This window comes from Bartonella sp. AC62GZZY (assembly GCF_042196525.1).
Classification (GTDB): Bacteria; Pseudomonadota; Alphaproteobacteria; order Rhizobiales; family Rhizobiaceae; genus Bartonella.
Genome location: NZ_JBHIQN010000011.1, coordinates 45,472 through 57,619, shown reverse-complemented (window position 1 = coordinate 57,619; position 12,148 = coordinate 45,472). Strand labels below are relative to the sequence as shown.

Below are 12,148 nucleotides of genomic sequence, written 5' to 3'. Positions count from 1 at the left end.
CAAATTTTTTTAAACAAAAAGCGCGTTGCAATCACCTGTTTTGAAGCCAATGTATGCATGTGTCATAGAGGACAACTCGCATTAGCTCTCACTCAATTACCTGATTGGAAATATGAAATTAAGCACCTCTAAAAAATAAACTTGCAGATTTTTAAAAACTGGAGTGCTCCACATGCTTCCCAGCACCCCCGCCCATTTAATTAATATAAAAAAGAGAAAGGTAATAAGATGATATTTGATGATGGAGATGGATATGTAATAACACGTGAGTGTGCAAAGTTTTTTAGTGTATCCACAACCACGATTCGTAATTAGGTGCTTCAAGGGGGGCCAGAGCTATATAAGCTAGAGAGAACAGTGAGATGGAGAAAGAAAGAGATCTTATCCTTCACTCCAAAGAAAAATAAGGAATAAATTAGCTAAAGTTATATAAACCGTAGAAGGTGGTCTAAAAGTTGGTCTTAAAATAGCTCTTTAAAGAAAAAATTTATATATTTAATATGTTAAAGATACAAAATGGTGCCCAAAAGAGGACTCGAACCTCCACGCCTTACGGCACAGGTACCTGAAACCTGCGCGTCTACCAATTCCGCCATCTGGGCTTATAAAATTCATCTAAGTGCATGAAGTAACTCTGTCAATAAAATTATAGAATTTATTTTTTCAGCTTAAAACGATAGCATTGAACTTTTGAGGGAGATCATGATTTTAGAAGTTTAAGGTGTGAGGACTGTCTTTGATAAAATTGTTGAATCCGGATTAAATGTGTAAATAATAGGAATGCCGGTCGCTAATTCTTGAGATATAATTTCCTCACTGGAGAGACCTTCAAGCGCCATAATAAGAGCACGAAGAGAATTTCCATGTGCTGCGATCAAAACAGTTTGGGAGCGCAAAATATAAGGCTGGATATGGTAAAGATAATAAGGCCAGATGCGCGCACCGGTATCGCGTAGGCTTTCTCCATTCGGTGGCGCAATCGTATAGGAGCGGCGCCACATTTGCACTTGCTCCTGCCCCCATTGTTGGCGTACTTCATCTTTATTTAAACCAGAAAGATCACCATAATTACGTTCATTTAATGCTGGATTTTTTATCACTTCTAAATCTGATTGTCCCATTTGCTCTAAAATGTGCTGAGCGGTTTTTTGAGCTCGCTGTAAGGCAGATGTATAAGCGATATCAAACCTCAAACCATATTCTTTCAGTTTTTTTCCTGCTGCTATCGCTTCTGCATGACCTTTTTCTGTTAAATCGGGATCTTTCCAACCGGTAAAAAGGTTTTTGAGATTCCATTCACTTTGTCCATGACGAATTAGTGTAAGTATGCGTCCCATTATAAATTGCCTCTATTCTATTGATTGTTTAAAATTCATCGTTCAATCCCAAAACATCGAACATTGAATAAAGACCGCTTTCATGATTTTGTGCCCATAAAGCTGCTTTTAATGCGCCATTGGCAAAGATAGAGCGTTCTTGCGCTGTGTGTGAAAGAACAATGCGCTCATTGGAACCAGCAAAAATGACACTGTGTTCTCCAACAACTGTCCCACCACGTGAACAGGAAAAGCCAATGGTGCCTTTTTTGCGTTTACCTATATGACCATTACGTTCGTTGACACACACATTTTTAAGCATAACATTGCGTCCTTCAGCTGCTGCTTGGCCAAGAAGAAGGGCTGTTCCAGAAGGAGCATCAACTTTGTTAGCGTGATGCATTTCATAAACTTCGATATCAAAATCATCGGCTTCTAATGCTTTAGCGGCTTTCTTTACAAGGTTGGCTAAAAGATTTATTCCAAGGCTCATATTCCCGGATTTGACAATAGTTGTATATTTCGCAAAATCTGCAATTTTTTCTTCTTCTTTTTTGCTAAATCCTGTGGTGCCAATAATATGGACAAGGCTTTTTTGAGCAGCGTAGTTAGCATAAAGAATGCTGGCTTCTGGTTGTGAAAAATCTAAAATACCTTCTGTATTAGAAAAGGCATTTTCGGGATCATCAGTGATACTAATCCCAAGAGAATCTGAACCAATTAATGCACTGGCATCTTTTCCTACAAACGGTGAACCTTTACGTACAAGAACAGCACAAAGCTCTACATCTTTCCTCTGCTGGATTGCTGTAATGAGTTCACGTCCCATTCTTCCATTTGCACCAACAACTGTAAGGCGCATTTTTATCTCCTTATGATACTTTACTGTGCAGTATAGGCAAATTCTTGTCTTCTTTCCAATGGTTCTTTTTCTTTATAGAAAATTTTTTTCCTGCTTTAATTTATCTTGTTGTGCTGTAAAACACTGTTGTTTAGAGCAAGTGATATAAGATCTACAAATTTAAATAGAGATGTTTTTCGTTAGAGTGTGTGATGAATATTCTTAAGTAAGGTTTGCTTATGAAATCTAATGAAGATTGTGTATTACTTTACGCTTTTGTTTCTTTCGTTCTTTAAAGGGGAGCGTTCTTCATGCAAAATAAGATCTTCCAAACAAAATAGACCTATGTTGTCAATTCATACGCTTTTCTTAAAGAATATATTTATCAATTCTTCTAAACTTATTTTATGATAGTGCTCGTGAGTGGTATCACGAGAGAGTATCCATGAATAATATAAAATCTATTCTGCGCCATTATCTTTATGCTACATAAATAGAGCAAATCAGCATTATCATCCGTTTTGTTAGCCTTTAATGTTTTAACTTAGTCATTTTCACTCATCAATTCCATTTGTGACGCATAAGAAAACGATTATTTATCATTGTATATAAATACGTTATCCATAAATAAAATTACGTAAAAAGGGGTAAAAACAAGGGGCTAACAAGAAGTTGGATTGTTTACATACAAGAGTTGGGCGGATTCTTCATCTTTTAGGAAAGTCAGTTGAAAAAATTGTTATGTTGTAAAAACGCATGATGAGGCTTTGTTTATTATAGAGAAAATAGGACATATATTATGCAATGCGTTTTTTCATATATTGGGAAGAATGGAGTATAGCATGCGTTAAGTATTGTTATTTTATTTGCCCAGCTTCCAATGATGCTACAGTTCTTGTATTTAAAGAGAGTCTTTAAAATCCTTTCTTAAGTGTTTTTTATCCCTGTGCTGATCTTTTTTGTGACACGATAAGAAAGTGATTTTTGTGATTCAATTATAATGGGTTTTATTCTCTGTTTAATACGATCATAAATCAATGTATTATTATATTGTTTATACGCATGCATAAAAATTCATAAACCTATAAATATCCTTTAGATAGAATATCACTTTTATTTTTGTTTGTGAGAGAAGGCTAGAAATCAAGATCTGCATAGTGAGCACTTGCAACAATTCCGCGGACGCGATCTGTTAAAAGAGAACGAAAAGAAGGGCGTGATTTAATTCTCATATACCAGTCTTTGGCAGCAGGAGATTGTTCCCAGTCAATTTCCCCTAGAAAGTCAAGTACAGAAATAGAGGCTGCGGCTGCTAGGTCTGCATAGGACAAGGTAGAACCCACTAAGCTATCGCGAGAGGCACAAAGCCAATTGAGATAGTTCATATGGGGTAAAATATTGGCACGCGCATTGCGTAAAATTTGTGAATTAGGAGCACCACCGCCAATGGCAAGTGGCATTTCACGTTTGTGGATTCGTTCTCGTACGATATGGCGCGTTGCTTCATTTTCGAATTTATTTAAGAACCAATCATTGAGACGGCGTACTTCCGCACGCTCTAAAGGATTTTCCGGAAAGAGCTTATTTTCTTGTCGTAAACTTCCATGTGTTTCGTCTAAATATTCGCAGATAACAAGAGGACCTGATAATGGAACCTCGTGTTCATCGAGAAAAACAGGAACATGACCAGCGGGATTGAGGGCTAGAAATTCGTGTCTTCTTGCCCATTCATGTTCTTCAATCAGCTGAGTGGTTACACCATATTCTCCAAGAATGAGGCGTATGAAGCGCGAGGCAGCGGATAGGGGAGAGTGAAAAAGTGTCAGCATAATTTACACTATCAAATAGAGTTGAAGAGAATTCTTTCAAGTAATCATTTTTATAAAGATGCTTGACTAGAAGTACAAGATCATTAGTAGCTGCTAGTAATTATAATTAATAAATTGTTAATGACTAGGAACTGTTCTCTTATGCGATGGTTTGCAAAATGGCAGCACGTAATTCTTCTAAACCGAGAGCTTTTTCTGAAGAGGTTACAAGAAGCTCAGGGTAAGCTGCTGGGCGCTTGAGAAGCTTTGTTTGTGTGATCATAATTAATTTTTCTAAGGCTTTTGATTTGATTTTATCGCTTTTTGTCAAAACAATTTGATAAGAAACAGCGGCTTTATCAAGAAGAGTAAGAACCTCTTCATCATTATTTTTAATTCCGTGGCGTGAATCAATCAGGATATACACACGTTTTAGCGTTGTGCGTCCCCGTAAATAGTTAAAAATCAAATTTGTCCACGCATCAACCAGATTTTTAGGAGCAGCAGCGAAGCCATAGCCAGGCATATCTACTAATGCTAGAGGGGGAAGATCTCCTAGCTGCCCACTGAAGCCATCGGGTACAAAATAATTAAGCTCTTGAGTCCGTCCTGGTGTGTTTGAGGTACGTGCTAAGCTTTTTTGTTGGACGAGCGCGTTGATTAAAGATGATTTTCCAACATTGGAACGTCCTGCAAATGCAATTTCTGGTGGTCCTTCAGGGGGAAGAAAGTGTATTGCTGGTACACCACGAATAAAAATCCAATTGCGAGAAAAAATTCCAGAAAGGGAAGAATCTCTTGTCATTAATGCACTTCTTTTTTGGGTGATTTTCTCCACATGGATTTCAGATTATCAAAAAGTTCAATTTTGACACCTTGGCGTGTCATCATGATACTTTGCTGGATTATTGATAGTATATTGTTCCATGCCCAATAGATGACAAGACCAACAGGAAAAGAGGCGAGCATAAAAGTAAAGATGACAGGCATCCATGTGAAGATTATCGCTTGAGTTTGGTCTTGAGGAGCGGGATTCATACGCATTTGTAAAAACATCGTTATTCCCATAATCAAAGGCCATGCACCAATCATAAGAAATGTTGGCGTTGTGTATGGCAAGAGACCAAACAAGTTAAAAAGAGATGTTGGATCAGGTGCCGCTAAATCTTGAATCCAGCCAAAGAAAGGTGCATGGCGCATTTCAATGGTGATATAGAGAACTTTATAAAGAGCAAAGAATATTGGAAATTGAACCAACATTGGCCAACAACCGGCAAGAGGATTAATTTTTTCAGTTTTATACAGATCTATTATTGCCTGTTGCTGCTTGGTTCGGTCATCGGGATATTTTTCTTTTATTTCTAACAACCGCGGTTGTATAAGTTTCATACGCGCCATAGATTTATAAGATTTATTGGCTAGAGGGAAAAGAAGTGTTTTTAAGAGCACTGTGACAAGAAGGATGGCGATACCAAAATTTCCTGTTTGCTTATAAAGAATATCAATGAGGGCAAACATTGGTTTGGTGATGAAATCAAACCAGCCCCAATCAATTAAAAGAGCAAACTTTTTAATTTTTAGGTCATTTTGATAATTATTAATAATTTCAACTTGTTTTGCACCAGCAAAAAGACGATTTGTAACAGTTTTTGTTTCATTTGGGGCAATCGTTAAAAGCGACCCTAGCAAGTCAGACTGATAATGCGTTTGCAAACGATCAAAATAAATAAAACGGCTTGTATATTCTTTATTTTGCGGGGGAATAACTGCTACAGCCCAATATTTATCGGTAATACCAATCCAACCTCCTGTTACTTTGGAAAAAGTCATGCTTTTTTGCCCATTATCAGGATTTGGGTCAAGCTCTGCTAAGGTTTTATATTTTTCAGTTTTGAGCGAATCTCCTGCAATACCTATCATACCTTCATGAAGTAAATAGGTTGCATTTGTATGTTCTGGTGGTGCTGCACGTGCAACGCGGGCATAGGACGAGAGATGTATTGGTTGATCACTTTCATTGCTGATAGAATCCTCAATGGTAAACATGAAATGATTATCAACAGAAAGGGTCCGCCGGAAGATTTGTCCCTGCCCATTATTATAAATTAAAGTGATGGGTGTTGAAGGGGTCAGGGTTGTGTTGTTTCCCTCTATTTTCCATTGTGTATCAGATTGTGGCAAAGCCTTTGCTGGCAAAGATGCGCTGGTAAAACCAAACTCAGCAAGATAGGTTGTTTTGAAGCCTTTAGGATTTAGCAAATCGATTTCCGGTGATTTTTTGTCGACTGTTAAACGATATTTTTTGAGGTGAAGATCATCAAATTGTGCACCAACAAGATTAATAGAGCCTTCCAATTCATTGGTTTTGATCGTAATACGCTCTGTTTTGTCCAATACAGCTTTCCGGATTTCAGGAGTCATTGGTTGATCAATGATCGATGTTGCTTCGTGTGTTGAGGTATCGTTAGAAAAATTTGTCGTATCAGTAGAGAGTGCTGATTGTTGTTTTGACAATTGCTGTGCGATGATTTGTTGTTTTTGTAACTTTGCTTGTTTGGGAGCAACATGAAGAAATTGCCATGCGATGAGCACTACGAAAGATAAGCCAATAGCGATAAAGAAATTGCGGTTATATTCCATCCGTACACCCTTGTTGTTGCTGATGTTTTATTTTTGGTTTTATTCGCCGATTTAATTCATTAATCAAGGATGTAAAAGGTGCATGTAACACATCACGGTACGCTACAATGACATAGTCTGTTCCTGCTTCCATGTGGTTTGTTACACCAACTCTCACGGCCTCACGCAAGCGCCTTTTAATACGATTACGTTTCACAGCATTACCGTTTTTACGAGTAACAGTGAAGCCTACACGTGCAAAAAGAGAATCTTTTCTTTCTGTTGTTTGTTCACGAGATTTAACTTCGAGCAAAAATAAAGGACCACGTCGTTTTTCTCCTGTACGGACAGCCAAAAAGTCTGCTCTTTTGCGAATACGGCAGGGATGTTTTTTCTTCATAAAAGAATATTTCGCAATTTCATTAAATGCCTGCAAGCAGACATTGTAGGTTCATAATAAAAGTTTCACAACGAAGAAACGATGAGCAATCCTCAACGGTTGTGAAAATTTAAATGGTTAAGCAGAAAGCCGTTTACGTCCACGAGCACGTCTTGCAGCAATAACTTTACGTCCTCCAGCTGTGGCCATGCGTGCACGAAACCCATGGCGGCGTTTACGGACAAGTTTAGAGGGTTGGTAAGTACGTTTCATTTATTTAAATACCGCGGAGTGCGGCCCTTCTTAATCTTCGTTTTATGAGTAGTTATGCGCGAGATAAACAATTTTATCCTATCATACGGCTGTTAACCCATAAGGAAAAATATAAAAAAAGTCAATCTTAGATTGTTTTTCTCTCTCTTGAAAGAATACAAAACACCTTATAACTATTTGTAACGCTTTTTTACAATACTGTAGGAGTGTTAGAAAATAACGATTGAATCTACAGAACATAAATGGCTAGGGCCTTAAAGAATTAAAGAAGGTGTGACTGATTACTGTATGCTCAATTTAAAATATCCTTTAAGATTAAGAGTTTTTTTCAGTTTTTGTTTTTACAAAATTTTTATCAGAATATTCATTAAAGTGGTTGTAGCACAAATGTGATTGATAGGATTTTATAGCAGATTTTATGTTTGAGCTTCTTTATTTTAAGGATGGTTTCATATTTTTAAAGAGATAAGAGATGTATACTTTATAATGCTGAGTAAAGTAGAAAATTATCAGGTGATGAACCTTGTAAGTATTTTTCGTTCTTATGCTTATATTTGCTGGTATTTTTATAGAGAGGAAAGAACATGGATCTTATCACAAGTGAGGCTGTCCGCAACGTATTACGTACAGTCAAAGGACCAGATCTTGAAAGCGATATTGTGTCGTTGGGTCTTCTTTCAGAAATATTGATTGCTGATGGTAAGGTTTTCTTTTCCATTACAGTTCCTGATGGAGGTGTGCAAAAATGGGAATCATTGCGTCGTTCTGCTGAAAAGGTGGTATGTGCTTTGGAGGGAGTGAAATCTGCTGTTGTTACACTTACAGCAGAAAAAATAACAAAGACAGCACCTAGTCGGAGAGCAAATCTCTTACCGATCAAAATGCCCATAGAAGGTGTGAGGCATGTGATTGCTGTTGCTTCTGGAAAAGGAGGGGTCGGGAAATCTACGATGGCAATAAATATCGCCTTAGCTTTACAAGATTCTGGTTTCAAGACGGGGGTGATGGATGCTGATATTTATGGTCCTTCGTTGCCACGTTTGACAGGACTTGTTAATCAAAAACCACAGCTTATTGGAGAAAAAAAGATTCAACCTCTTGAAAAATTTGGACTTAAATTGATGTCGATGGGATTTTTGGTGGAGGAAGAAAAGCCGGTGGTATGGCGTGGTCCTATGGTTATGGCAGCTGTAACGCAATTGTTACGAGATGTTGTATGGGGGCCTTTGGACGTTTTAGTCGTTGATATGCCGCCAGGTACAGGGGATGCACAATTAACGCTTGCGCAACAGGTACAATTAACGGGTGCGTTGGTTGTTTCTACACCTCAGGATCTTGCTTTAGTTGATGCGCGTAAAGCGATAGAAATGTTCATGAAAGTCAATGTTCCTATTTTAGGACTCATTGAGAATATGAGTTGTTTTATCGCTCCTGATACAGGAAAACGCTACGATATTTTTGGCTATGGTGGTGCACGGGCAGAAGCAGAACGTCGAGAGGTCCCTTTCTTAGCAGAAATACCGCTTGATCCAGCTTTACGATTGTCTTCAGATGAGGGCGTCCCTATTTTTGTTGCTAAGTCTAGTGAAGAGCTTGCTAAACTGTATCGTACAATTGTTGATCAAATAAAAAATCAACTCTTTTGAATATATGTTTATTTAAAAGAATTTGCAAAATGCAATCACGAAAGACAGAAAAATGTTGCTTTTTTGTAAGGAAAAGAGGGAACCTTAATGCTTGAGTGGAGTACGAGAGGTGAAACAAACAAAAAATAAGCCATGCACTTGGGTAATCTGAAGGGGAACTCAATCGGAGCGGCTGGAGCAGTGAGGTGGAAAAATATTGGCATTGGTGCGAAAAGAAGAAGATAGAAAATAAAAATAATTTAGGGAAATGGTAAAAGGTTGTAAAAAATATTTAACAATCACTTTTTTGCGATAAAAGCATCTTGAAGATTAATCGGAAAATTTATCACTATCTACTTAAATTAAAGGGATGGGTGTTTAAAAAGCCCATTTATCTTACTCTTGAAATATGTATAGCAGGTAATATTATCAAACCATATTCAAGAAAAACTCAATGAAAATATCAATAACTTTCTCTTATTGAGAGGATAAAAAATGCTGGTCAAGCCTTTTTAGAAGCATTTATTTTTTGAAAAGTAGCTTCAATAGCTGTTGTTAAAGCACGTCTTCCCCCTTGATGAGAAAAACAATTTGACAAAAATTCATTTGTTCCCCCCTTTGTTGAAAACTCTTTTTCAAGGAGTACAAAATCGAGAGATGTAGCACAATCCGTTGCTATAATTTTACGCATTTCATCTGTAAGATTACCAAACATCATGGTAAGAAATTCTGCTGATTGCTGTTGTTTTAACCCCTGTGTTATAAACCATTGATGGGCTGTTTCTATAAAATTAAAATATATGCCCATAAGTGAACCAGCAGTCATAAAAAGATTAAACTGCTCTTCCTTATCCAGCACCAATGTACCCCCCAATGCATCAAATAGAGCGCGTAAAAAGGGATGATCGGGATAAATTGGTGTCAAATTTTTACACTCTGCAACAAAAGGTAGAGGAACAGCACGATAAACTTTATGGTTGATCCATTCTTCTACTTCTGCTGCTTTTGCCATAGCAAGTACGGAAATAACCAGCTGTTCTGGACGAAAGCGAAGAGAACGCAAAACGTTTTCTGCAATTTGGTTAGGCAAGCAAAGAAAAACGTAATCACTCACATCGAGCAACATTTGGTTATTTTCAGCAATCATAACCTTATCATATGTGCGTGAAAGATGCTCTGCTGTTTGTGCATTGCGAGGTGAAACAATAATGGAAGAAACGTCAAAGGTGCTTGTCATGAGGCCATTGACCATTGAAGCACTGATTGTGCCCGTTCCCAAAAAGCCAAGTTTCATTTCTCTTCCTCATTTTTATATTTTAAAAGGAATCTCAATTAACAGTTTATGTGTTTTAACTAACATAGATGCTAATTGAGGAAGCAACACATAAAATAGCAAGAATAATCAAGCCCAAATAGACTTTTGGTTTGTCAAATAGAACAGCAAAAGCAGAAAACCAACCAACAATAGCTGCGGCTAATGCAAATAAAAAACCTGGTTTATTCATAAGAACAATATGCATTGCCATTAAACCACCAATAATTAGCGCTCCAAAAACAATGAGCAAACCTGTTGCAAACTTTTCATAATCATCCATATTTCGCTCCTTATAGTGCTCAAATTGTTACACACTTTTTAACGCATATGCATATAAAAACGAAACGTTTTTTATTGGGTATGGTTAAAATTGGCGCCTCCTCTTATTTATTAGATGTAAAAAATGCGGGGATATGCTGTGGCCAACGCCAAGGTAAAACTGCAATCAAATCAAAACGTACAGACAAAAAGGCATAATCCTTTTGCCGTGCTAGCCAAATATCGGCTGCTGCCTCAATTCGCTTTTCATTTATTCGAGAAACTGCTTCCATTGCTTCGGCTAATGTTGAACGCGCTTTGACTTCAACGATTAAAACCAAATTTCCACGTCGTGCAATTAAATCAATTTCACCACATTTTGTTTTAAAACGCATTTCGGCAATGTGAAACCCTTTGCAACGCAACCACCATGCTGCCAATTTTTCTGCACGAACTCCTCGATAAAAAGACTTTTGTCTCTGTTTTTTTTGTATAGTCTTAATTTTATGCATTTTTTAAAAAATTTAACCGCTGAAAAAGTTCCTGCTTTTTAAAACCGGTCTTTTTTGCAACCAAAGCTGCTGCCTGAGCAGCAGAATGTGTCCGCGAGAGTTCTAATAACATTTCATCAACTTCTTGATCACTCATTACGTTTAAAGAAGATGATGATTCTCCAACAAGTACAACAATTTCTCCACGAATATGTGATTGTTTTTTGTAAGATTCCAATAAATTCCCCAAATTGGAAGCATCCACTGTTTCAAATTTTTTTGTTAATTCACGACAAATTGCGGCAGGTCGATCAGCCGAAAAAAGCGTGACCATATCCTGTAAAGTTTCAACAAGACGATGCGGTGATTCATAAAAAATCAAAGTCGCTGGAATCTCTTTTAATTGTTCCAATCGTTTTTGACGCTGTCGCTTGCGTGCACTCAAAAAACCTGCAAAGAAAAAGCTATCCGTAGGAAGCCCTGTCGGTATAAGAGCGGCTAAAAGAGCTGATGCTCCAGGGATCGGAATAATTTTATGACCAGCTTTACGTGCCTTTTCTACCAATCGAAATCCGGGATCAGAAATAAGTGGCGTTCCCGCATCGGAAACAAGCGCTACCGTTTTGTTTTCTGCCAAAGCGGCTAAGAGCTTCGGACCCGCTTTTTGCGCATTGTGTTCATGATAGAGAAAAGTTTTTTTCTGAATACCATAACGTTGCAACAAAACACGTGTTACTCGCGTATCTTCACACGCTAAAATATCAATTCCTGCAAGCACTTGCAAAGCACGAAGCGTAATATCTGCAAGATTTCCGATAGGCGTTGCTACAAGATAAAGCCCTGGTTCTATAACGGGGGCAGAATAAGCATGCGCACCTATAAAATATGCTCTTTCACACATGCTCTTTTCTTTTCATCAAATTCCCCTCACACAAGATTTTTATTCATACTCATAAGCTTTATAAGCCATTTTTGTTCATTTTTTACCAGTACATTTTTTATCATTACAAAGGCTTACTTTGCTCGAATAGTTGATACTCCCACAATACAATAGTTTTACCTTCATATTCACTAACATTATCATCTGTTTTTCAGCATGATCTTTTTCAAAAAAACAGATTCCAGATGTAGCCAATATCTTATCAGCTCTATAATTTTCTATAAAGTTTTTCCTTCGAGAACAAAAAACAATTTTACCTGTGCCTATATTTCACGCTTGGTTG

12 protein-coding genes, 1 tRNA gene and 1 pseudogene are annotated in these 12,148 nt (G+C 37.5%); 2 read left to right on the top strand and 12 right to left on the bottom strand.

Translation table 11 applies throughout. The features are described from left to right. The first annotated feature begins 228 nt into the window (after positions 1–228). Positions 229–414, top strand: a pseudogene (locus ACFIML_RS07190) (DNA-binding protein). A 103-nt stretch (positions 415–517) separates the two neighbouring features. Here the strand turns inward: ACFIML_RS07190 and ACFIML_RS07185 are convergent. The 8 genes from ACFIML_RS07185 to rpmH form a co-directional block, all read right to left on the bottom strand. Further along, a tRNA-Leu gene (locus ACFIML_RS07185) sits at positions 518–602 on the bottom strand. Positions 603–716: 114 nt separating this feature from the next. Beyond that, positions 717–1,337, bottom strand: a complete 621-nt coding sequence (locus tag ACFIML_RS07180) for a 2,3-bisphosphoglycerate-dependent phosphoglycerate mutase (RefSeq protein WP_375607302.1) — start codon at positions 1,335–1,337, stop codon at positions 717–719. Positions 1,338–1,365: 28 nt separating this feature from the next. Then, the gene (gene dapB, locus ACFIML_RS07175) at positions 1,366–2,178 is read right to left on the bottom strand and encodes a 4-hydroxy-tetrahydrodipicolinate reductase (RefSeq protein WP_375607301.1); all 813 of its coding nucleotides are present in this window, start codon (positions 2,176–2,178) and stop codon (positions 1,366–1,368) included. Positions 2,179–3,293: 1,115 nt separating this feature from the next. After that, entirely contained in the window at positions 3,294–3,986 is a 693-nt protein-coding gene (locus ACFIML_RS07170) for a glutathione S-transferase family protein (RefSeq protein ID WP_375607300.1), read from the bottom strand. Between the two features lie 139 nt (positions 3,987–4,125). Beyond that, complete coding sequence (gene yihA / locus ACFIML_RS07165; protein ID WP_375607299.1) at positions 4,126–4,770, bottom strand: ribosome biogenesis GTP-binding protein YihA/YsxC; 645 nt, start codon at positions 4,768–4,770, stop codon at positions 4,126–4,128. Further along, positions 4,770–6,605 (bottom strand): membrane protein insertase YidC, encoded by a 1,836-nt coding sequence (gene yidC, locus ACFIML_RS07160; protein ID WP_375614725.1) that lies wholly within the window; start codon positions 6,603–6,605, stop codon positions 4,770–4,772. The genes yihA and yidC overlap by 1 nt, the downstream gene beginning before the upstream one ends. Beyond that, on the bottom strand, positions 6,595–6,984 hold the full coding sequence (gene rnpA, locus ACFIML_RS07155; RefSeq protein ID WP_375607297.1) for a ribonuclease P protein component: 390 nt from the start codon (positions 6,982–6,984) through the stop codon (positions 6,595–6,597). Before rnpA ends, yidC begins: the two co-directional genes overlap by 11 nt. Before the next feature lie 117 nt (positions 6,985–7,101). Further along, positions 7,102–7,236 (bottom strand): 50S ribosomal protein L34, encoded by a 135-nt coding sequence (rpmH, locus tag ACFIML_RS07150; RefSeq protein ID WP_005864709.1) that lies wholly within the window; start codon positions 7,234–7,236, stop codon positions 7,102–7,104. Positions 7,237–7,820: 584 nt separating this feature from the next. Here rpmH and ACFIML_RS07145 point away from each other — a divergent pair. Then, the gene (locus tag ACFIML_RS07145; protein WP_375608506.1) at positions 7,821–8,882 is read left to right on the top strand and encodes an Mrp/NBP35 family ATP-binding protein; all 1,062 of its coding nucleotides are present in this window, start codon (positions 7,821–7,823) and stop codon (positions 8,880–8,882) included. A 481-nt stretch (positions 8,883–9,363) separates the two neighbouring features. On the opposite strand, the gene ACFIML_RS07140 is transcribed toward ACFIML_RS07145, so the two are convergent. The 4 genes from ACFIML_RS07140 to rsmI form a co-directional block, all read right to left on the bottom strand. Beyond that, entirely contained in the window at positions 9,364–10,155 is a 792-nt protein-coding gene (locus ACFIML_RS07140) for a pyrroline-5-carboxylate reductase (RefSeq protein ID WP_375607295.1), read from the bottom strand. Positions 10,156–10,210: 55 nt separating this feature from the next. After that, positions 10,211–10,456, bottom strand: a complete 246-nt coding sequence (locus tag ACFIML_RS07135; protein ID WP_375607294.1) for a hypothetical protein — start codon at positions 10,454–10,456, stop codon at positions 10,211–10,213. Positions 10,457–10,559: 103 nt separating this feature from the next. Then, entirely contained in the window at positions 10,560–10,928 is a 369-nt protein-coding gene (locus ACFIML_RS07130) for a YraN family protein (RefSeq protein WP_375607304.1), read from the bottom strand. A 10-nt stretch (positions 10,929–10,938) separates the two neighbouring features. Further along, on the bottom strand, positions 10,939–11,826 hold the full coding sequence (gene rsmI / locus ACFIML_RS07125) for a 16S rRNA (cytidine(1402)-2'-O)-methyltransferase (protein ID WP_375607293.1): 888 nt from the start codon (positions 11,824–11,826) through the stop codon (positions 10,939–10,941). Between the last annotated feature and the right edge of the window lie 322 nt (positions 11,827–12,148).